Annotated in this window: 20 protein-coding genes and 1 tRNA gene; 15 read left to right on the top strand and 6 right to left on the bottom strand. The window is 57.4% G+C overall.

Going from position 1 to position 19,750, the window contains the following annotated elements:
- The first annotated feature begins 478 nt into the window (after positions 1 to 478).
- From ACR0ER_RS09475 to ACR0ER_RS09460, 4 genes are all read left to right on the top strand, one after another.
- Positions 479 to 1,231 carry a 5-oxoprolinase subunit B family protein gene (locus ACR0ER_RS09475; RefSeq protein ID WP_480768703.1) on the top strand — a complete coding sequence of 251 codons (753 nt, stop codon included), beginning with the start codon at positions 479 to 481 and terminating at the stop codon, positions 1,229 to 1,231.
- Positions 1,228 to 2,226 carry a 5-oxoprolinase subunit C family protein gene (locus tag ACR0ER_RS09470; protein WP_480768702.1) on the top strand — a complete coding sequence of 333 codons (999 nt, stop codon included), beginning with the start codon at positions 1,228 to 1,230 and terminating at the stop codon, positions 2,224 to 2,226. Before ACR0ER_RS09475 ends, ACR0ER_RS09470 begins: the two co-directional genes overlap by 4 nt.
- A 12-nt stretch (positions 2,227 to 2,238) precedes the next feature.
- Entirely contained in the window at positions 2,239 to 3,000 is a 762-nt protein-coding gene (locus ACR0ER_RS09465; RefSeq protein WP_480768701.1) for a LamB/YcsF family protein, read from the top strand.
- A 151-nt stretch (positions 3,001 to 3,151) separates the two neighbouring features.
- Positions 3,152 to 4,399 carry a hypothetical protein gene (locus ACR0ER_RS09460; protein WP_480768700.1) on the top strand — a complete coding sequence of 416 codons (1,248 nt, stop codon included), beginning with the start codon at positions 3,152 to 3,154 and terminating at the stop codon, positions 4,397 to 4,399.
- A gap of 71 nt (positions 4,400 to 4,470) precedes the next feature.
- Here ACR0ER_RS09460 and ACR0ER_RS09455 read toward each other — a convergent pair whose 3' ends face one another.
- Positions 4,471 to 5,853: a D-alanyl-D-alanine carboxypeptidase family protein gene (locus ACR0ER_RS09455; RefSeq protein ID WP_480768699.1), complete on the bottom strand. Its 1,383-nt coding sequence runs from the start codon at positions 5,851 to 5,853 to the stop codon at positions 4,471 to 4,473.
- A gap of 283 nt (positions 5,854 to 6,136) precedes the next feature.
- A complete protein-coding gene (locus tag ACR0ER_RS09450; protein WP_480768698.1) occupies positions 6,137 to 6,838 on the bottom strand; it encodes an HAD family hydrolase in 702 nt (233 codons plus the stop codon).
- A gap of 93 nt (positions 6,839 to 6,931) precedes the next feature.
- Here ACR0ER_RS09450 and clpS point away from each other — a divergent pair, with 93 nt between their 5' ends.
- The 4 genes from clpS to hemF are packed head-to-tail and all read left to right on the top strand — an operon-like array spanning position 6,932 to position 10,000.
- The gene (gene clpS, locus ACR0ER_RS09445) at positions 6,932 to 7,279 is read left to right on the top strand and encodes an ATP-dependent Clp protease adapter ClpS (protein ID WP_480768697.1); all 348 of its coding nucleotides are present in this window, start codon (positions 6,932 to 6,934) and stop codon (positions 7,277 to 7,279) included.
- A 27-nt stretch (positions 7,280 to 7,306) separates the two neighbouring features.
- Positions 7,307 to 8,272 (top strand): class I SAM-dependent methyltransferase, encoded by a 966-nt coding sequence (locus tag ACR0ER_RS09440; protein ID WP_480768696.1) that lies wholly within the window; start codon positions 7,307 to 7,309, stop codon positions 8,270 to 8,272.
- Positions 8,273 to 8,309: 37 nt separating this feature from the next.
- Positions 8,310 to 9,110 (top strand): SDR family NAD(P)-dependent oxidoreductase, encoded by an 801-nt coding sequence (locus tag ACR0ER_RS09435; RefSeq protein WP_480768695.1) that lies wholly within the window; start codon positions 8,310 to 8,312, stop codon positions 9,108 to 9,110.
- Positions 9,111 to 9,115: 5 nt separating this feature from the next.
- On the top strand, positions 9,116 to 10,000 hold the full coding sequence (hemF, locus tag ACR0ER_RS09430) for an oxygen-dependent coproporphyrinogen oxidase (protein ID WP_480768694.1): 885 nt from the start codon (positions 9,116 to 9,118) through the stop codon (positions 9,998 to 10,000).
- 6 nt (positions 10,001 to 10,006) lie between these two features.
- Here the strand turns inward: hemF and ACR0ER_RS09425 are convergent, their stop codons facing one another.
- Complete coding sequence (locus ACR0ER_RS09425; RefSeq protein ID WP_480768693.1) at positions 10,007 to 10,414, bottom strand: hypothetical protein; 408 nt, start codon at positions 10,412 to 10,414, stop codon at positions 10,007 to 10,009.
- Between the two features lie 188 nt (positions 10,415 to 10,602).
- Between ACR0ER_RS09425 and ACR0ER_RS09420 the strand changes: the two genes are divergently transcribed.
- Positions 10,603 to 11,139, top strand: coding sequence for a toxin-activating lysine-acyltransferase (locus ACR0ER_RS09420; protein ID WP_480768692.1), 537 nt, complete (start codon positions 10,603 to 10,605; stop codon positions 11,137 to 11,139).
- Positions 11,117 to 12,046, top strand: coding sequence for a Hint domain-containing protein (locus ACR0ER_RS09415; protein WP_480768691.1), 930 nt, complete (start codon positions 11,117 to 11,119; stop codon positions 12,044 to 12,046). The genes ACR0ER_RS09420 and ACR0ER_RS09415 overlap by 23 nt, the downstream gene beginning before the upstream one ends.
- Here the strand turns inward: ACR0ER_RS09415 and modC are convergent.
- Genes modC through modA form a run of 3 tightly spaced genes read right to left on the bottom strand, consistent with a single transcriptional unit; the run spans position 12,043 to position 14,612 of the window.
- Positions 12,043 to 13,140 carry a molybdenum ABC transporter ATP-binding protein gene (modC, locus tag ACR0ER_RS09410; RefSeq protein WP_480768690.1) on the bottom strand — a complete coding sequence of 366 codons (1,098 nt, stop codon included), beginning with the start codon at positions 13,138 to 13,140 and terminating at the stop codon, positions 12,043 to 12,045. The genes ACR0ER_RS09415 and modC overlap by 4 nt on opposite strands.
- Positions 13,137 to 13,829, bottom strand: a complete 693-nt coding sequence (modB, locus tag ACR0ER_RS09405) for a molybdate ABC transporter permease subunit (protein WP_480768689.1) — start codon at positions 13,827 to 13,829, stop codon at positions 13,137 to 13,139. The genes modC and modB overlap by 4 nt, the downstream gene beginning before the upstream one ends.
- A gap of 3 nt (positions 13,830 to 13,832) precedes the next feature.
- Positions 13,833 to 14,612 carry a molybdate ABC transporter substrate-binding protein gene (modA, locus tag ACR0ER_RS09400; protein ID WP_480768688.1) on the bottom strand — a complete coding sequence of 260 codons (780 nt, stop codon included), beginning with the start codon at positions 14,610 to 14,612 and terminating at the stop codon, positions 13,833 to 13,835.
- Between the two features lie 219 nt (positions 14,613 to 14,831).
- On the opposite strand from modA, the gene ACR0ER_RS09395 reads away from it, so the two are divergent.
- The 5 genes from ACR0ER_RS09395 (at position 14,832) to ACR0ER_RS09375 (ending at position 19,742) form a co-directional block, all read left to right on the top strand.
- Positions 14,832 to 14,907 (top strand) — tRNA-Val (locus ACR0ER_RS09395).
- Between the two features lie 68 nt (positions 14,908 to 14,975).
- On the top strand, positions 14,976 to 16,562 hold the full coding sequence (locus ACR0ER_RS09390; RefSeq protein WP_480768687.1) for a DUF6538 domain-containing protein: 1,587 nt from the start codon (positions 14,976 to 14,978) through the stop codon (positions 16,560 to 16,562).
- A gap of 89 nt (positions 16,563 to 16,651) precedes the next feature.
- Positions 16,652 to 17,863, top strand: coding sequence for a phage portal protein (locus ACR0ER_RS09385; protein WP_480768686.1), 1,212 nt, complete (start codon positions 16,652 to 16,654; stop codon positions 17,861 to 17,863).
- Positions 17,860 to 18,225 carry a gene transfer agent family protein gene (locus tag ACR0ER_RS09380; RefSeq protein ID WP_480768685.1) on the top strand — a complete coding sequence of 122 codons (366 nt, stop codon included), beginning with the start codon at positions 17,860 to 17,862 and terminating at the stop codon, positions 18,223 to 18,225. The genes ACR0ER_RS09385 and ACR0ER_RS09380 overlap by 4 nt, the downstream gene beginning before the upstream one ends.
- Complete coding sequence (locus ACR0ER_RS09375; protein WP_480768684.1) at positions 18,222 to 19,742, top strand: phage major capsid protein; 1,521 nt, start codon at positions 18,222 to 18,224, stop codon at positions 19,740 to 19,742. The genes ACR0ER_RS09380 and ACR0ER_RS09375 overlap by 4 nt, the downstream gene beginning before the upstream one ends.
- Positions 19,743 to 19,750 lie beyond the last annotated feature (8 nt).

Genomic DNA, 19,750 nt, shown 5'->3' with positions numbered 1-19,750 from the left:
ACTCAATCCCTCAAGATGCCCCCGGCCTCTCCCGAGCGTCTCCGCCGTCTCCAGCGTCCCAGCAACCGCCTCAGCAGCGCCGGTGAAGGGGGTTCTAAGGTTTACCAACAATAGCCGCAAGTGGAAAAACACATCTTGCGCGATTTTTTTGCTTTTTTCTGATTTTTATAATATTTACAATGACTTGATATCCACGCTTGCAGAGAGATCAATACCAGCACACGCCAAATCTGGTGATCCCCAACAAAGTCCTCAACCAACCGCGTTCACGCCAACCCCATATATTGTGAGTCTGCCCAACGCCCCCCACAAGGCTAACCCGACTCGGTTCCCCAAAACCGATTCAGTTTTTGACCGATTTTCCCGACTCGACTCGTTTTTTGTGTCCGGAAAGCGGCCCGGCCCCATGCCCGGGGCTTGCGCATTAGCGCCGGATAAGATCACCTCGCCGCAAAGAAACATTCAAACGCACCATGATATGACACCTATGCCGGCTGCTCCCTTCCCACGCATACGAAACGTCGGTCTGGACGGCCTGTTGATTTCGTTCGGCGATACCATGGCGGAACCTTCCAATCGCGCCGCTCTTGCGTTCCGGAACGCTGTCGACTCTCTGAACTGGGACGGCGTGGCTGAGACATCGGCCTCACTTGCTTCGGCCTATGTCCGGTTCGATCCTCTTCGCCTGCCATACTCTGAAATCCAGGCGCGTCTGAAGCAGATGTTGCAAAAGCAGGATTGGTATCAGGCACCTCTGCCAACCGGGCGTCGTCTGTGGCAGGTGCCGACGGTCTATGGCGGCGCGCTTGCACCGCAACTGGATGAGGCCGCCGCTGCAGCGGGGCTATCACCTTCTGAAGCCATCAAACGTCTCAGTAACACCCGCGTGCGCGTGCTGACCATCGGCTTTGCGCCCGGTCAGCCCTATCTCGGCCCGCTGGGGCCCGAGTTCAACATTCCGCGCCTAAAGGAACTGACGCCGATGGTACCCGAGGGAGCCTTGGTTTTGGCGATCTCGCAATTCGTGCTGTTTTCGGGGCCGACGCCAACTGGGTGGCGGCATGTAGGTCAAACCGCGTTCCGCTGTTTCCGCCCCGAAGCCGAGCAAGGCTTTGCCCTGTGTCCCGGGGATGAGATGCAATTCCTTCCGGTCAGCCGGGAGGAATTGGAAACCATCCGTACAACAAACGATGGCGCGGGCGGCGCAACCTGCACGGAGATCCCAGCATGAGCCTGCTGGTACATCAGATCGGGCCAGCCTGCACAGTGCAGGATCAGGGGCGCTCGGGATATCTGGATCAGGGCCTGTCTCGGTCTGGTGCGGCGGATCAGTTGGCCCTTCACGAAGGTGCCGCCTTGTTGGGACAAAGCTCGGACTGCGCCGCATTGGAAATGGCGGGCATGGGCGGCACGTTTGAGGCCACTCAGCCGATCAGCATCGCCCTGACCGGAGCGTGGATGCAGGCGAGTATCGATGGTAGCCCGCTTGTTTGGAACGCGTCTCATACCATGGAAGCTGGACAGAAGCTGACCATTGGTGCCGCAACACAAGGAACTTATGGTTATCTGCATGTCGGAGGCGGAATCGATGCGCCGTTGTTTCTGGGGTCGCGCTCGACCCATCTGACCGCGAAGGTCGGACGCGCAGTGCAGGCGGGTGACAAGTTGCCAGCCGGTCCACACTCGGGCAACGCCGGCATGAAACTGCGACCCGATGAGCGGTTCGCCGGAGGCACTCTGCGCGTAGTTTCCAGTTTTCAGACCCCCCTGTTCGATCAGGACACGCTGGATCGCTTTGCCCGGACAGTGTTCCGGCGCGGGGCACGAGCGAACCGGATGGGTATGCAGTTGGACAGCGACGGCGAGGGCTTCGCCGCAAAAGGCCAACTGAACATATTGTCCGAGGTCATCACCCCTGGTGACATCCAGATGACCGGTACCGGCAATCCCTTTATCCTTCTGCCCGAGTGCCAGACGACCGGAGGTTACCCCCGTATCGCCACAGTCCTTCCCTGCGATCTGCCCCGCGCGGCACAGACCCCGGCGGGCGGACAGATACAGTTTGAATTCGTGACCATGGACGAGGCCGTCACCCTGCACGCGGCTTATCTGGCCGAGCTGTCTCGGCTACCGGCGCGGGTCGAACCTCTGGTCCGTGACCCGCATGACATCCCGGACCTGTTGTCCTACCAATTGATCGGCGGAATGATCTCTGCCACCGAGTAAGGAGTGTTGCCGATGCCCAGCGTCGATCTGAATGCCGATATGGGGGAAAGCTTTGGCCCCTGGAAGATGGGGGATGATGAAAGTCTGCTCAAGATCATCACCTCGGCCAACATCGCTTGCGGCTTTCACGCGGGCGATCCGGACGTGATGGCGAAGACGATGGCGCTGGCGGCTGAGAACGGCGTGGGCATCGGGGCGCATCCCGGTTTTCCCGATCTGCAAGGATTTGGTCGCCGCAACATGAAAGTGCCACATGACAGCTTGCGCAACCTGGTGCGTTTTCAGTTGGGCGCGGCAATGGGTATGGCCAAGGCGGTCGGCACCGAGGTGCGTCACCTGAAACTGCACGGGGCGCTGGCCAATATGTGCTCGGTCGACATCGACATGGCGCGGGCCTGCTATCAGGGCGCGCTAGACGTGGACCCGGACATCATCATCATGGTGCTCGCCGTCACCAAACAGGAAGAGGCCGTGCGCGAGCTCGGCTGCAAATGGGTCGGCGAGATCTTTGCCGACCGCGCCTATAACGATGACGGCACGCTGGTTGATCGCAGCTTGCCCGGTGCGGTCATCCATGACCCCAAGCTTGCCGGACCGCGCATCCTGAACATGGTTCGCGAAGGGGCTATCATCACCGAATCCGGCAAACGGTTGGAAACCTCGATCGACACGATCTGTCTGCACGGGGATGGGCCAACCGCAGTGCAAATCGCCCGATCGGTGCGCGAAAACCTGATCGCGGGCGGAGTTGAAGTGACAAAATTCATTCGTTAGCCATACGAATGTAAGACCAGAACCTCACTTTCTTACTGTTGCCCAGTTGGATTTCAGACCCTAGCATGCCTGCAAGTGCATGTTCTGATTATTGGAAATCCAAGCTAGGCCACGCCCGGCTCCCACCGGGCATGCGCAAGGAGGTGGTTTAATGTCTTTCGATTTGATGTCTTATCAACCCCGTGGGGACAAGAAGAACTCGGACTTCTTCAACGAATACTTGCCCATGATTTACGAGCGGCGCACCAGTTCAGGTGTTGCCGATCAGGTTGGCCCGATGCGGGCGATTGTGCTGCAGGTGGAAACTACGGCGCTGTTCGACACGCTGGTCGAGCTCTATGTGATGACCCCATATCGCCACTCGGCCACTTATATGGGCCAGACGCACAAGTTCTCGGTTCTGCACTCGCATCCCGATTATCCCGCCATGATCGTCATGGCCCCGCTGAATCCCAGCTTTGAGGACTTCATCCCACGCATCAACCGGATGTATCCTTTGGCACGCGGCACTCCTCAGACCCGCTACGTCGGGGAGATTTACGGCGCAACCGATCTGAAAACCCTCAGCAAGACGCTTGAGGATCAAAACATCCGCTTTGAATACAGCGGCGATACCGAGAACCCGTTCTACACGCAGGACGGGTTCTGCTTTACCACCCCGTCCGATTTCACCTGCAACCGGGTTGGCTATTCCAATCTGGATTTCAACGACACCGACAGTCTCAGGCTGGGTGATCGCATATTGTTAAGTGATGCAGAGCAAGCGCAGTTGGATAAGGCTGCAGCCTTTGGGTCAGATAGCAAAATTTCGCCCCTGATGCTGGGGATCGATCACCTTGCCACCCGCATTCTGGCCGGTGAGCGTGAGGACGCGATCCTCGAGTTTCTGACCATGGTACCCTACTACTTCTGGGGGGCGTACAACATCTTCGACATGAACTCGTCTACCAATGTCAACCGGAACGCCAATGTGGATGATGACAAGAAGTCTCCCGCCAAGGTTTTCACGGCGAACAACACGCCCTCTTTCGTCAATTCATTTGAACAGTTGCCCATGCCGACCGAGGACTTTGTTCGCAACTTCGGCCGCCGTCTGCATCACATGGCCGTCGAAATTCAGGACGGCGATCACATCGCGGGCGAAAAGAACGTCGATTTCGTGGTCAATACTCTAAAGGACGAAGGCGTGCCGTTCCTGGCGCATGTGGTGGGCGAGTGCAAAGACGATCCGAACCTAAAACAGATCTTCTCGAAACACTCGAAGAACACGTTGCTGATCACCGAGTATATTGAGCGTTGCCACCATTACGATGGCTTCTTCACCAAGGATAACGTGGCCGCCCTGACAGCCGCTGCGGGGCAGGACGAACAATACCAGCACGGACATGTGTTCGACTAAGGTGTTCTGACAAAAAAGAGGCTGCGAGTTTCCTCGCAGCCAGAACCATCCAGGAGAGAGTATGTCGGGTCTTATGACGGCCCAATCATGAAACATGTGACATTTCGGGCCTGAAGCCTGCGGCAGGCCAGATCAGCCTGTTCGCGGGTCATGCCCTGGAATGTTGCCTCGAACCCGCGTGAGCTTTGGTTCACCTTGCGCAGGGTGCCTTCCAGAGTGGTCATTTCCGACAGGGCGGTTTTCAGCAAAACCTTTTCCGCCTCGTATCGGGTGGTATAGCGGCCCACATTGACGCCCCACAGATGCCCGCCGGATGTGGACAGACGCGTGACGATTTCCTGTTCCGGCTCGGGCTGTACCGTTGGATCGGTAGACGCCAGAACCAGATCCTCCGGCCGCGCAGCGGGGCGCGTCGTGTCGTCCGTCGGAGACTGGACATCCGCAGCCGCAATGGCCGCGGCAATACCGTTCTGAATACGCGCACCATTCTTGGCCGCGGTTGCCGCAACAGTGCCAGCCACTTGCACGGCGGCACCCGGTCCAGGACGCAGCACCGGCCGCAAGCTGGTTTTTGGCGCACCGGTCAAGGCCGCGACTGTCGCGCCCAAACCGGCATTCCCGGCATAGACCGGACGGGCCGGTTTTCGGATCGGTGCCCGCGACGGTGCCCGGCGGAAGCCCATATCCAACAGCTCAGCTACTTTCGCATTACGCGATGCACCAGATTTGCCGCCGAACACAGTGGCGATGATCCGTTCGTCCTTGCGCTTGGCCGAGGCCACAAGGTTGAAGCCCGCAGCACGGGTGTAGCCGGTCTTGATCCCGTCCGCACCTTTATAGGCAGCCAGCAAGCGGCGGTTCGTGTTTGGAACCGTCTTGATCCCTGCATTGGTCGATTGGCGCGAGAACAGATTGTAATATTGCGGGTAGTCGTAAAGCAGATGGCGCCCCAGCGTGGTCATGTCCCGTGCGGTAGACATGTGCCCCGATTCGGTCAGACCGTGCGCGTTCTTGAACGTGGTGCGGCTCATGCCCATCGCCTTGGCGGTCCGGGTCATACGACGGGCAAAAGCCGCCTCGGACCCGCTGATCGCAATACCGATGGCGGTGGCGGCGTCATTGGCCGATTTTACCGCAGCCGCGCGGATCAAATAACGGAATGCAATGGTTTGACCCGTGCGCAAACCCAGTTTTGATGGTGGCTCGGCCGCTGCGGCCCGGGTAATGCGGACCGGCGTATCCAATTCGATTTCGCCATTCCGCACCGCTTCGAACGCGATGTAGAGAGTCATCATCTTGGTCAGCGACGCAGGATGCAGCCTTGTGTCCGCATTGCGCGAATGCAGCACCTCACCGGTGCGCGCGTCGATTACCATCGCCGCGTAAGGCGCAGCCACCCCTTGCAACGGCGCAAAGGAGAGCAGCCACAAGAATGCTATAAGGAATAAGCCCATTCGGGCCGGAACTGTCCGCCGAACCTGCACGATCTTTGCCTCTGTCTACCTCTGGCCGCCGGGTTTTTCCCAGTCAGCAAACCAATTATTTTATTATAGGTCAGGCTAGCACAGGGGGTCGGTGAAATAAACCAAAAGCTCATCAAATCGCCGTTTAAGAACCTGTGCGTTGGCATACTATATGTGGCAGATCGCGGCGGCGCCCCCACCAAATCCATGAAAATGGCCAGAATTTGTCGCAGCTGCACAGCGATTTTTTTCAAACTGAGACCATTCGGCAACATCAACTAAGCGCCCGGACAAGGTCCGGCAACTGGCCCAGATCTCGTAATTCGCGGTAACGGGAGTTGTCAGCGGGTATCTCGGCGTGCTCAACCTCCCAAACCAGCCCATGAGGCACATACACGCCCCAGCACCCCGCCTGAATCGGAGCAACCACATCCGACCGCATTGAATTGCCAACCATCATGGCCGCGGCTGGCCCAGCCCCATACTGGTCGAAAATCTTCTGATAGGTCTTCGACGTTTTCTCGGAAACGATCTCTACCCCATCGAACAGCTCTCCCAAACCGGACTGAGCCAGTTTCCGTTCCTGATCGATCAGGTCGCCCTTGGTGATCAACACCACCCGATGAGTCGCCGCAACACCCTCAATCGCTTCACGCGCATGGGGCAGCAACTCAATCGGGTGGGCCAGCATTTCCTGACCCGCCTCGACCAACTGGCGAATGACCGAGGCAGGAACACGGTCATCGGTCACCTCAATCGCGGTTTCGATCATCGACAGGGTAAAGCCTTTGATTCCGTATCCGTAGTGTCGGATGTTGCGCTTTTCAGCCGCCAACAGCCGCTCCAACAGATGGTCCTTGTCGGCATGATCAGCCAGCAAATCGGCAAAATGAGCCTGTGTAAGCTGAAAAAAGCGTTCATTGTGCCATAAAGTATCATCCGCATCGAAGCCGATTGTGGTAAGGTTTTGACCCATGTCGAATACGTCCTGCTGGCTCTTTTCTCTGGCCGGTACGACGTTATATAAGCGCACAGATAAACCGAAGCCTGAATCGGACAGTAGAACGCGATGCTTGAACACCAATGGATCATGTCTGACAAACCAGAGGACGACAATGACGCGGATTCGTCGGTTCTGGTACAGACGCGCCCCAAAACCAAGCGTCCGCCGCTGTACAAGGTTCTGCTGCTGAATGACGACTACACTCCGATGGAGTTCGTGGTGCATGTGCTGGAGCGTTTCTTCAGCATGACCCACGCGCAGGCCTTCGAGATCATGCTAACCGTGCACAAAAAAGGCGTCGCGGTTGTAGGCGTCTTCAGCCACGAGATCGCTGAGACGAAAGTAGGGCAGGTCATGGATTTCGCGCGCAGGCATCAGCACCCCTTACAATGCACGATGGAGCGGGAAGAGTAAGCCCGCGCTGCTCTTTCGACATCGCTCATGTCCCCTCGTCTTGATCTTGCCCTGCAAAGCGGCCTCTCGCTGTCGCAACCGCTGACGGTGCTTGGACCAACACTGGCCAGCGATTTGTCAGCCTTGCCGCGTGAAACGCAGGTGGTGCAGCCGTTCAAACCGTTTCACGATCACTTTGACCATCTGGGGTTCGCGGTCGCGGCAGGGGCGGACACGCCCTGTCAGGACGCCATCGTGATCCTGCCCCGTGCCAAGGCGCTGGCCCGCGCGATGGTGCATCAGGCCTGCACCCGCGCCAGCGGAGTTGTTGTCGTTGACGGGGCCAAAACCGACGGCGTTGATAGCCTGCTGAAAGACATCCGCAAACGCGTTGCGGTCGAAGGGCCGATCTCCAAAGCGCACGGCAAGATTTTCTGGTTCCAGTCGGATCGCCAAGCTTTCGCGGATTGGGCTGCGCCCGAGCATCAGACCGCCGACAACTATCAAACCGCGCCGGGGGTGTTCTCGGCAGATGGTATCGATCCAGCATCGGCCCTGTTGCTGGCGGCGTTGCCCGACAAGCTGGGCGCGCGGGTCGCCGACCTTGGCGCGGGCTGGGGGTTCCTGTCCGCCGAAGTGCTAAAGGCCCCGGGCCTGAAAACCCTGCATCTGGTTGAGGCCGACCACACGGCCCTCACCTGCGCCCGAACCAATGTGGTTGACCCCCGCGCGCAGTTTCACTGGGCCGATGCAGTGACATGGCTGGCGTCTGAGCCCATCGATACGGTGGTGATGAACCCGCCCTTCCACACCGGTCGCAGCACCGAACCGGAGCTGGGGCAAGGCTTCATACGGTCGGCTGCCAAGAACCTGACCCGCAACGGTTCTCTGTGGATGGTTGCCAACCGTCACCTACCCTACGAGGCCGCTTTGACCAACGCTTTTGCCCACGTCGAAGAAGTGACCGGCGACAACCGGTTCAAGGTCTTTCATGCCTCTCGCCCTCGGCGGTGATCCCGGCTAACCTGCGCCGCAACTCAGGAGAATACGCATGTCCTTTTCCATAGCTGGCAAGACCGCAATCGTGACCGGCGGAGCTACCGGCGTCGGTCTGGCCATCGGGCGCCACTTTGCCGATGCGGGCGCCAATGTGATGTTTGCCGATATAGACGAGAGACGGCTGGTCGAAGAACTGGGCGAGCAGGCAGATGACAGCAACATCCGTTTCTTTGCTGGTGACCTGCGCGAAAAGCTGACCATCGCCAACCTGCTGTCGGCCACCATCGATGCCTTCGACCAAGTGGACATCCTGATCAACGGCGCGCGGCAGGTGATCACCTCCGATCCGCTGGATACCGAGGATGACTCGGTTCGCACCCTGCTGAACCAGAACCTGATGCCCGCCCTGCGGCTAAGCCAGTTGGTCGCCAAACGGATGATCAAACAGGCCGGTGACGAAGACGAAAACCCGGCCGGTTCGATCATCAACCTGTCGTCGATTGCTGCCCGGCGCACGCACCCTGACCTGATGGCCTATTCCGTATCAACTGCCGCGCTGGACCAGTTGACCCGCTCGCTGGCGGTGGCGCTGGCCCCGAACCGTATCCGCGTGAACTCGATCGCGCTGGGATCGGTGATGAGTGCCTCGTTGCAATCCACCCTGAAAGAGAACCGCGATTTTCGCGACGACATCGAAAAGCATACCCCATTGGCCCGGATCGCCGCACCCTCCGAACTGACCGAAACGGCGCAATATCTGGCTTCGGACGCTGCGGGGTTTATAACCGGGCAAATTCTGACCATTGACGGAGGTCGCACCCTGCTGGACCCCGTCGCAGCCCCGGCCCACTGATCTCCATGTTCGATACCGAAAAAACCACTGCCTCCGCCTGGTTCCGTCAATTGCGCGACCAGATCGTCACCGCGTTCGAAGCGCTGGAAGACAGTCACGATACCGGGCCGTTCTCGGATACCCCTGCTGGTCGGTTCGAGGTCAAGGAAACCACGCGTCAGTCCGAGGACGGCTCGGACGCGGGCGGCGGGTTGATGTCTGTGATGCGCGGCGGCCGGGTGTTCGAGAAAGTCGGCGTCAATATCTCGACGGTCTACGGTACGCTGGGTGCCCGCGCACAGCAAGCGATGGCTGCCCGCAAGGGCATTCCCGGCATGGCTGACGATCCACGCTTCTGGGCCTCGGGCATTTCGCTGGTCGCGCATATGCAAAACCCGCACGTTCCCGCGGTGCATATGAACACCCGCATGTTCTGGACCCCGCACGCGTGGTGGTTCGGAGGTGGATCCGACCTGAATCCTTGCATCGAATACGATGAGGATACCGCCCATTTCCACGCCACGCAAAAAGCGCATCTGGATCCGCACGGGCCGGGGCACTATCCGCGCCTCAAGGACTGGGCTGACGAATACTTCTACATCCCCCACCGCAAACGCGCCCGTGGCGTCGGCGGCATCTTCATGGACGACTATTGCACCGGCGACTGGGCGGCGGATTTCGCGCTGACACAGGATATCGGCCGCGCCTTCTTGCCCGCCTTTCTGCCCCTGGTGGAAAAGCGCCGTGTGCAGGGATTTAGTGACGACGACAAGAACACCCAACTGGTGCATCGCGGCCTCTATGCCGAATACAACCTCGTCTATGATCGAGGCACTAAATTTGGGTTAGAAACCGGACACGACCCGGATGCTGTTCTGATGAGCCTGCCGCCTATGGCCAAGTGGGTTTGAGTCGGTTTAGAAATCAAAGTCCATGAAATTGTCATAGCAACGGCTCTGCGCTCCGCTTGCCGACATGTTTTCACCTACGCGACTGACCGTGATTGAATAACTCTTCGAGGTATCGGCCCCCTCGGGCGCGGTGAATGAGAACTGCACCGTTCGTGTCTGCTTGTCATAGGTTTTAGCGACATAAATCCGCTGCGTCGTCGGCAGGCCGAGGGTGCGAATGGCATAATCACCGATACCGCACCAATAGGCGATTGCTGCGGAAGAGCCAGGGGTGGCCACCTGATAGTTTCCATTGTCCAGCTGTGTGACCGTCGCCTGAAAACCGGGGTTGAGGGCAAATCCGAAACTAGTCGCTTGCGCCAGGGTTGGCAGCAAAAGCAAAGCAGTCGCGCCCGACATCTTTAGAAAACGCATAACGAACCTTCCTAACCTCAACCTGTCGTACTCAAAATCATAAGGCACTGATCCACTGAGTAAAGTTCAGAACCTTGTGCCCAAAATTCAAATACTGGCATGTGTATAATGCTACTACGGCGGAAACACTATTATTTCAGCGCTTTAGCGTCTAAGCTCCAACTGCCAGAATTCAAACGGGGGACGGCTTGGGTAAGACATTCCCAAAAGATTGGTTCGACATACCGCCCGAAAAATACGCGGATTTCGGAGCTATGTTCTATTTGGCGGGTCTGACCAAAACGCATCAGAAACGCAGTCTCGCTCAGGTTCTTTACGCCTTTGAAACCCCGTTCAGGTTGGGTCAGTACCATATCTTTCGCCAAAACGGCTTCCCACGCGGTTTCGTAACGTTCGCGGGCCTCAGCCCCGATGCCGAGCATCGATTTGCAGTGAAAGAAGAACCCCTGACCGACAAGGATTTCACCAGCGGTTCATCTTTCTGGATTGTCGATTTGGTTGCTCCGTTTGGGCAAACTCGGCAAATGGTCGACATCCTCAAACAGGAGATACCCCACTCACGCGTCCGCACCAACCGGATGGACAGTGACCTGAACAACAAGCGCATCGTCGAGTGGACAAGAGACGACCACGGAAACGTGCATATGGGCCTGTACCGAAAAATGCAGTTTGAACGAAAACTGGCCGAGGAAGGATGGGACTATGGTCAACGTTCCGGGAATTGAGTTTGAAATCACCGGTGATTTGACCGGGGTGATAACAGGCGATCCGCCGAACCAGGCCAGCGGCAAGCTCGACGCGGTTGCCACCTTTCCAGACGGCCAAGTAATCCCCAATACGACTTGGGAACTTACGGCGGAAGACCCCACATTCGGCTCAGCGACGGTGCTGCCGGACGGGAGCTGGACTTACGACGTTGACCCAACATGGTACGACAGTCTGGACGACGGGCAGATTGAAACGATCACCTTTGAAGCCACGGTCACGGCCGTTGATGGAATATTTTTTAACACCGCGACGCAAGACGTAACGATTACCGTAACAGGTGTGTGTTTCACAACGGGAACCCTGATCGAAACTGACACTGGTTCGCGCCTGATTGAAGACCTGAAGGTTGGTGATCTGGTTCAGACGCTGGACAACGGCCTGCAGCAAATTCGATGGATTGAAAGCAGCAAGATGGAGTCCCAGCGGCTATGCGATCAATCGGCTATGCGACCGGTGCGCATCTCAGCCGGAAGCCTTGGGTCCGGAATACCCGCACGCGATCTTCTTGTGTCGCAACAGCACAGAATTCTTATCCGTGGCCCGAAAATCGAAGTGCTGTTTGGAACCCCCGAAGCTCTTGTCGCAGCCAAGCATCTGTGTTCGTGGCCCGGCATTGATTTGGTCGAGACGAACGAGCCGGTTGAGTACATCCATATCCTTCTGGACCGGCATGAAATTCTAACGGCCGAAGGTGCGCTGGCCGAAAGCTTGTTTTTGGGTGATGAGGCGCTTTACATCATGTCATCGGAAGGCCTGCAGGAACTGGCTGCGATTTTTCCGGATACCGTGCACCTTGATCAGCAAGGCTTCGGGCAGGCTGCCCGAATAATCCTGCGCGAATTCGAGGCACGTGCGCTGGTTTAAGGCGCAGTCAGCCGTCCACCAACATCCTGTGGTGCCAGGGCAACCGTTTTGATCACAGCAAAACAGGGCTTGCCCGGTTCTAACCCCAACGCTTCTACTGAGCGTCGAGTTACCCGAGCCAATACCGGTCCTGCTGGAGTTTGTACCGAAACGATGGCCCCGGGTCCGTCACCTGCGCGGATAGTGTCAACTGAACCTTCCAGCATGTTCAGGGCTGAGAGGCCCTCGGGCCGCTTGCTGGATAGGATCACCTCCTGTGCAGGGATTCGAATGCGCAGTTCTTCTCCTACTTGATGCGGGATGCGTGGCAAAAAAAGGCGCGCGCCACCGGCATCCAACTCGGTCAACCCATCGGAATGGTGCTGTTGCACTCGAACCTTCAGAACTGCCCCAACAGCACGCACACCAGCTGGGGCAACCGAGGGATCGGCCATCACCTCGGAGGCCGGGCCATGCCGCACTGCTTTTCCATCCTGCAAGGCAACTACTGAGGTCGCCAGCCGCGCAACCTCGGCCGCTGAATGGGTGACATAGAGAATGGGAACCGAGACCTCATCCCGCAGACGTTCGAAATAGGGCAGGATTTCGGCTTTGCGAGCATCATCCAGCGCGGCCAGGGGTTCATCCGCCAGAATCAGGCGCGGACTGGCCAGCAGCGCGCGACCGATGGCAACGCGCTGTTTCTCACCGCCCGACAAGCCCGCAGGGCGGCGATCCAGCAAGTGTCCGATGCCCAGCATCTCGATCACTTTGTCCGGGTTTTCGCGGCGCGCGTGTTTCGGCGCAAACCAACGACCGTAGGACAGGTTCTGACGAACCGTCAGATGCGGAAACAGCCGACCCTCCTGAAAAATATAGCCCAAACGACGGCGATGCGGTGGCAGCCAGTGGTTCTTCTCGGTGTCAAACAACTCCCAATCGTCAACGGCAACTCGCCCGGCTTTTGGACGAAGCAACCCCGCCACCGCATTTACCACCGTGGTTTTGCCCGACCCGGAGCGCCCGAACAGAACGGTCACGCCCGACGGCGCATCAAAGTTAAAATCCAGCTTGAGGCCAGGCAGATCATGCTGCAGGCGGACGGATAAGCTCATGACCCGGACACCCGTGCAGCAGCTCGACGACCGACATATTCCGAGAGCAACAACGCCCCCATAGCGATGATGATCGAGACCACCACCAACCGCGTCGCCGCGCCTTCGCCCCCCGGAACCTGCAGGAAGGCATAGACCGCCGAAGGCAGGGTCTGGGTCTGACCGGGGATGTTCGAGACAAAAGTTATCGTCGCACCGAATTCACCCATCGCCTTGGCAAACGCCAGTATAGCACCGGCGATCACGCCGGGTAGAATCATCGGCAGAGTTATGGTGGCAAACACAAAGGGGCGGGACGCGCCCAAGGTTGCTCCGGCCTGTTCCAGTTTAGGATCTACCGCTTCAATCGAAAGGCGGATGGCGCGCACCATCAAAGGGAAAGCCATGATCCCCGCCGCAAGCGCCGCGCCGGTCCAGCGAAAGGCCACGACGATGCCGAACTCGGCCAGCAGCCTGCCTAGTGGGCCTTGGATGCCAAAGGTCAGCAGCAGCAGATACCCGGTCACAACCGGCGGCAGGATCAATGGGAGATGCACCAGCCCGTTCAACAACTGTCGGCCGGGAAACCGCCAGCGGGCCAGCGCATAAGCCACGAAAATGCCAAACGGCAATGTGATTAGAGTGGCCCAGAAGGACACCCGCAACGACAGTTTAAGCGCTTCAAGCTCTGCAGGCCCCAACCATCCCATGTGTCAGCTACCAGGCAGGGCAAAGCCCTGTTCTTTGAAGACTTCTCGGGCCGCCTCTGATTGCAGATAATCTAGAAACAGTTGTGCTTCGGGCGTCCCTGTGGCAGTCACAGCCGCAGGGTAAACAATCGGCGGGTGAAGCTTGGACGGGAACGAGGCCACAACCTGAACCCGATCTTCGACCTGCGCATCCGACCGGTAGACAATCCCCAGCGGGGCCGCCCCCGCCGCAACCAGCGCAAGTGCTGCGCGGACGTTGTCAGTCTGAGCGATCCGGGTTTGCACATCCTCCCAAAGACCCAGATTTTGCAGAGCCGCCTTGCCGTAGATACCCGCGGGCACCGCATCAACCAATGCCATTGCCAGGTGTCCGCCATCCAACTTGGCGGAAAGGTCAACATCGGGCTTCATACTGCCTATCGGATTCTGATCCACTCCGCCGATCAGGACCAGCCCGTTTCCCAACAAGTCCACTCGCGCAGCCGCATCAATCAGCTCCTGGTCCTGCAGAACATCCATCCAGTCCACATTCGCTGAAATAAAAATGTCCGCAGGCGCCCCCAGTTGAATCTGACGCGCAAGCACGGAGGAAGCTGCATAGGACACCGTCACTTCATGTCCTGTGCTTTCTTCAAAGATGGGTGCGATCTCGTCCAAAGCGTTTTTCAGGCTTGCAGCTGCGAAGACCAACACTTCTGCCGCTCCGGCCCGGATCGGGGTCAGAGCAAAAATGCCCAATACCAAGGCCGCGAATGAACATCTGCGAGCAATGGACAGGATCATGTGCACTCCTGCCTGAAAAGTTACGATCCATTTGGGGATATCTGAGGCCGCAGGGGGCGCGCAAGCGCGTTTACTCATAACAGAGGGCACAGCTTGCAGAAAATGAACAAATAAACCAAGGCCCAAGGTTGAGACGAATAATCAAATCCGAAATTGCGTCAAAGATTTTTACCAGACCCTCTTGCGCCCGCGCTCTGGCTTGGCTACATGCACCGTCACGGGTGATTAGCTCAGTTGGTAGAGCGCTTCGTTTACACCGAAGATGTCGGGAGTTCGAGTCTCTCATCACCCACCATCCTAACCTTTTGAAACAAAAGAAAACCCTTGCAAACAAGGCAGTATGTCCGTTTGAAGGTTACAACTTTGGTTACAAAAGGTGTTCCCATGGCAGGCAAAGTTCGCAACCTCGTCAACCGTTCCGGTCGGTATCACGCCCGGCTTGTGGTGCCTAAAGACCTGCGGGGAATCATCGGCAAGACGGAGCTGCGCACCGCTTTAGGTGGCGATTATCGTCAGGCGCTCAAGTTACTGCCGGGCGCGGTCGCTCAGCTTCAACACCAAATCGCCCTTGCCGAGCAAAAGCTGAACAACGAACAGGGCCGAGCCACCCCCACCCGCTACCCGCTGGCCCCAGATCAGATTGCCCACAGTCACTACCAACAGCGCATGGCGCTTGACGATCAGCTTAGAAATGATCCTCGTTACTCCTCCGTCGGCATCGATGATTTGTTAGTTGACCGACTACGCAGTGCCATTGCCGGGAACGCCAATGACGCCGAACTAGGCGAACTGGTGGGCGCGCAGATTGAGCGATTCCGAGCTGCTGGCAATCTGGACGCGGCACCGGGCAGCACCGAATGGCGAGAAATAGCCCGAGCCCTTTGCCATGCAGAGCTTGAAGCCCTTGCGCGCGCCGCTGAGCGCGATGAAGGCGATTTTACTGGCACACCTACTGCGCCAATCATTGTGGACGCACAGCCCCCGGAAAACACCGCTGCGCCTGTCAGTATCAAACAGCTCTGGAAAGACTACGTTGCGCACCGGCAACAAGCCGGGTTCATGAAGTCCGGCACTGGCCGCCAACAGCCGGTTATTGATAGGCTCATCAAATATCTGAAACACAACGATGCCACGCAGGTTACCAAAAAAGACCTGCTGGCTTGGCGTGACCACTTGATGGATGATCTTTCCGCCAAGACCGTAAGCGATGTGTATCTCTCAACCATCCGTTCGCTTTTCTCATGGGCAGTGGAAAACGATATTCTACCGGACAACCCCGCCGCTAGCGTTCGGCAAGCTAAGCCCAAGAAACAACACACTCGTGAACGTGGCTATGTGGACGCCGAAGCAAACAAGGTTTTGAAAGCAAGCCGGACCTATCAGCCAAACGAGGATGAGCGCGGCTACGTCAGGGAAAAATCGCACTTGATCGCCGCGAAGCGTTGGGCACCTATCATATGTGCCTTCACTGGTGCGCGCGTCTCAGAGATTACCCAGCTCCGCAAAGAGGATGTGCGCAAAGTTGATGGGCAATGGTTCATTCGGATCACGCCAGACGCCGGTTCTGTCAAAACAGGTGGATATCGAGACGCACCTCTGCATCCTCAGATCATAGATGAAGGTTTCATTGACTTTGTTGACGCCGCAAATCCCGGCCCGATGTTTCACGGCGGCACTAAACAAGAGGATTATTCGCGCAAGGCAAAGCGTATCGCAAATCAAGTGGCAGCTTGGCTGAGCAATTCCGGCCTAACACCAGAAGGTTTGCTGCCCAACCACGCATGGCGTCACCGGCTCAAAACGCAGTGCCGCGAACTTGGTATCTCAGATCGCGTTGTCGATGCCATCCAAGGTCATGCCGGGAAAACGGCAGGTGATGATTACGGCGATGTGACACTTAAAACCAAGATCGACGCAATCAACAAACTGCCCTCATACGACCTAAGCTGACAGTCATTTAGTTACATACGTAACTTTTTTCTTTAACCGCGATTCACAGTGTGGTATTTTTGCCACACTACTAATCTCACGTGGATCGCATGGCCCTTACCAAGATCAAAAAAGCACTCGGAATCGGCGTTGAAGAAAAGGCGCTGACCCTTACCGACCCTGACGTGTTCCCCTTGTTTGGTGTGACGCCCACCGCATCCGGTGTGTCTGTTGGTCCCGGCAACGCCATGCGCGTCCCCGCTGTGAACTGTGCGGTGTCGCTGATCTCGGAAACCATCGGGGCACTGCCGGTCAAACTGTATGATCGCGAAACCAAAGAAACCCTGACTAACCACCCGGCGTTTAAGTTGGTGCATGGCCGTGCAAACCCTTGGACCAGCGCTGCAAAACTGCGCGAACAGCTTACTATTGACGCCCTGCTGCACGGTGCTGGTCATGCTCAGGTGGTTCGCCTGTCTGATGACACACCGTATGAGCTGCACCGGCTAGAACCGGGAAAGGTCCAACGAGATCAGGAACCGGACGGGGAACCGTTCTTTCGTGTTTCCACCGATGCTGGGCAGGTGCGGCTTTCTTACCGTGACGTGCTGCGCATTGAGGCCGTTGGCGGTTTAGCACCCATCACTCTGGGCCGTGAAGCAATCGCGCTGGCAATCAGCTTTGAGGATCATATCGCCAACTTCTTTAAGAATGGCGGCCGCCCTTCCGGGATAATCAAGCTTCAGAGACCTATGGGCCCGGAGGCCAAAAAGGCGCTCGCTGAGAAGTTCTTCAAAACCCATAGCGGCGGCAATGCTGGTAACGTAGCAGTCTTTGATGAAGGGATGGACTACACTCCGCTAACGGTATCCCCGGCGGATGCTCAGTTTGCTGAGAACCGCCTTGAACAAATTCGGGAAATCGCTCGTGTTTTCCGAGTGCCGCCCACCATGTTGTTTGAGCTGTCGCGCGGCACATGGTCAAACACCGAAGAAATGTTCCGGCAGTTCCACACTGTCACGCTCAAGCCGTGGCTGAAGGACTGGACGGACGCATACGCGCAATGCCTCCTGACGCCTGAAGAACAGGGTGTCTTCTACTTTGAAGCCGTCACTGACGATTTGCTGACGACCGACACCGCAGCTCGTGCAACCGCATTAGGCCAGTATCGCAGCATGGGTGCCATGACCGCAAACGAGGTGCGCGCCAAAGAAAACTTGCCGCCTCACCCTGACGGCAACGATCTGAGTAACCCCTACACCACGACGACCACAACCACGACCGGCCCGGCGTCTACCCCCAAGAAGGAACAGGCTGAATGAACCTGACCCATACCGCTTTTTTCGGCGATGGCGAATACATCTTTGCCCTGACCGATGACATGATCACTGAGCTTGAGCGCATTGCCGATCTTGGCATTGGTGCTTTTTACATGCGCGCTGTGAACATGCAGTTCAAACTAGCTGATCTGATCGAGATCATCCGGCTTGGCCTGATTGGCGGCGGCACCAAACCGGAACGCGCCGCACAGCTCACAGATACCTACGCCCGGAACACTCCGATTGATGATCTGTATCCGTTGGCGCTGGACGTGCTGGATGCGCGCTGGGGCGGCAAACCTGATACCACCGACGCAGCCCAAACAGGCGACTTGTCGGCAGCTCTGAATGAGGCTGCCGCATGACCGACCGTATTGAGATCAAAGCCTCTGTTGTGACGGATGATGCCGGAACCATCAGTGGTGTCGCGTGGCCTTTTGGAACCACCGATCAGGTTGGCGACATTGTTGAAAAAGGCGCTTTTTCATTCCCCCGGACACTGCCGATTGTCGTGGAACATGACCAGAAACAGGTTGTTGGCGTTTGGGAAGAATTCTTTGAGACGGACAAAGGTCTAGAAGTCAAAGGGCGCTTGTTCGTGGAAGGTATCACCCCTGCGCGTTCGGCACACCGATACCTGAAAGCTGGTGTCATCGAAGGTCTTTCCATTGGCTTCCGGAACCAAGGCTATGAGCCACGTCCAGAAGGCGGTCGGCGGCTGCAAGATGTCTATGTCACTGAAATTTCCCTGTGCCGCGACCCGGTGAACTCAGCCTCAAAAATCACAGAAGTGAAATCGAACCCCCTACCCAAACAGGAGACCCTCAAATTGGAAAACGAAGAAATCGAGACCGAGCAGAAGGCCGTGACCCCGGCCAACGACACGCCGCAGGTGCCCCAGATCGACACCAAGGCATTCGACAAGGTTATTGCCCGCCTGGACAAACTGGAAGCCAAAGGCAAACGGCCCCAGATCAGCGGCCCGGCGAACCCGGACATGGGTGAAGACGAGATGAAGTCTTTCGCCGCTGAGGTGAAATCGCTGGCTTACGGCTCTGGCACCGGGGGCATTCTGGCACCTGATGCTGTCAGCAAAACCATTCTGGAAAAAGTAGCCGAGTTCTCGCCGATGCGTGGCGAAGCTCAGAAAATCCAGATGAGCGGTTCAAGCCTCCAAATCCCCCGCCTTGTGAACGAGGTCAATCCTACCGAAGTGGGTGAAACCGATGCAAAGCCGGAAAGCGAACCGTCCTTTGAGGAAATCGACCTGAAGAACTTCACGCTTGGTGTCGTGGTTCCTGTGACTCGAACGCTCTTGGAAGACGCTCACGTTGACCTGTCCGCATACCTTGGCAACCACATCGCACGCCGGTTCGGTCAGAAAGAATCCTCGTGGTTCATTAACGGCAATGGCACCACGCAGCCGGAAGGCGTGTTGACCTCAAACGAAGTCGCCAACAACGAGGTTGGTGCAATCGACGGTGACACGCTGATTGATCATTTTTACTCACTGAAAACCGCCTACGCTCTGAACGGTGCGTGGATGATGAACCGCAAGACCATGGCGCTGGTGCGCAAGCTCAAAGACGGCAATGGTCAGTATATTTGGCAGGAAGGTATCGCTGGTCGCCAACCTCCGCAGATCATGGGCCGCCCGGTTCTCGAAGCCGTGGACATGCCCGACCCCAGCGCAGGTAACACACCCATCGTGTTCGGCGACTTCTATACCGGATACACCATTGGGGATCGCATCGCTTTCGAACTCATCAAAGATGAGATCACCGGCGCGGTGAATGACATCGTGAAGCTGATCGCCCGTCGCCGCGTTGGCGGCCGTGTTGTCATGGGTGAAGCCCTCTCGAAACTGTCGCTGGCAGCGTAACCCAGCTC

Source organism: Ruegeria sp. CH8 (genome assembly GCF_056536985.1).
Note: the sequence above shows the minus strand (reverse complement) of the source record. Positions and strands in the feature narration are given on the sequence as shown.

Bases quoted from the DNA above. Each gene is read 5' to 3' on its own strand.
- ACR0ER_RS09475 (WP_480768703.1), top strand. From the start codon at position 479: ATGACACCTATGCCGGCTGCTCCCTTCCCACGCATACGAAACGTCGGT.
- ACR0ER_RS09470 (WP_480768702.1), top strand. From the start codon at position 1,228: ATGAGCCTGCTGGTACATCAGATCGGGCCAGCCTGCACAGTGCAGGAT.
- ACR0ER_RS09465 (WP_480768701.1), top strand. From the start codon at position 2,239: ATGCCCAGCGTCGATCTGAATGCCGATATGGGGGAAAGCTTTGGCCCC.
- ACR0ER_RS09460 (WP_480768700.1), top strand. From the start codon at position 3,152: ATGTCTTTCGATTTGATGTCTTATCAACCCCGTGGGGACAAGAAGAAC.
- ACR0ER_RS09455 (WP_480768699.1), bottom strand. From the start codon at position 5,853: ATGGGCTTATTCCTTATAGCATTCTTGTGGCTGCTCTCCTTTGCGCCG.
- ACR0ER_RS09450 (WP_480768698.1), bottom strand. From the start codon at position 6,838: ATGGGTCAAAACCTTACCACAATCGGCTTCGATGCGGATGATACTTTA.
- clpS (WP_480768697.1), top strand. From the start codon at position 6,932: ATGCTTGAACACCAATGGATCATGTCTGACAAACCAGAGGACGACAAT.
- ACR0ER_RS09440 (WP_480768696.1), top strand. From the start codon at position 7,307: ATGTCCCCTCGTCTTGATCTTGCCCTGCAAAGCGGCCTCTCGCTGTCG.
- ACR0ER_RS09435 (WP_480768695.1), top strand. From the start codon at position 8,310: ATGTCCTTTTCCATAGCTGGCAAGACCGCAATCGTGACCGGCGGAGCT.
- hemF (WP_480768694.1), top strand. From the start codon at position 9,116: ATGTTCGATACCGAAAAAACCACTGCCTCCGCCTGGTTCCGTCAATTG.
- ACR0ER_RS09425 (WP_480768693.1), bottom strand. From the start codon at position 10,414: ATGCGTTTTCTAAAGATGTCGGGCGCGACTGCTTTGCTTTTGCTGCCA.
- ACR0ER_RS09415 (WP_480768691.1), top strand. From the start codon at position 11,117: ATGGTCAACGTTCCGGGAATTGAGTTTGAAATCACCGGTGATTTGACC.
- modC (WP_480768690.1), bottom strand. From the start codon at position 13,140: ATGAGCTTATCCGTCCGCCTGCAGCATGATCTGCCTGGCCTCAAGCTG.
- modB (WP_480768689.1), bottom strand. From the start codon at position 13,829: ATGGGATGGTTGGGGCCTGCAGAGCTTGAAGCGCTTAAACTGTCGTTG.
- modA (WP_480768688.1), bottom strand. From the start codon at position 14,612: ATGATCCTGTCCATTGCTCGCAGATGTTCATTCGCGGCCTTGGTATTG.
- ACR0ER_RS09385 (WP_480768686.1), top strand. From the start codon at position 16,652: ATGGCCCTTACCAAGATCAAAAAAGCACTCGGAATCGGCGTTGAAGAA.
- ACR0ER_RS09380 (WP_480768685.1), top strand. From the start codon at position 17,860: ATGAACCTGACCCATACCGCTTTTTTCGGCGATGGCGAATACATCTTT.
- ACR0ER_RS09375 (WP_480768684.1), top strand. From the start codon at position 18,222: ATGACCGACCGTATTGAGATCAAAGCCTCTGTTGTGACGGATGATGCC.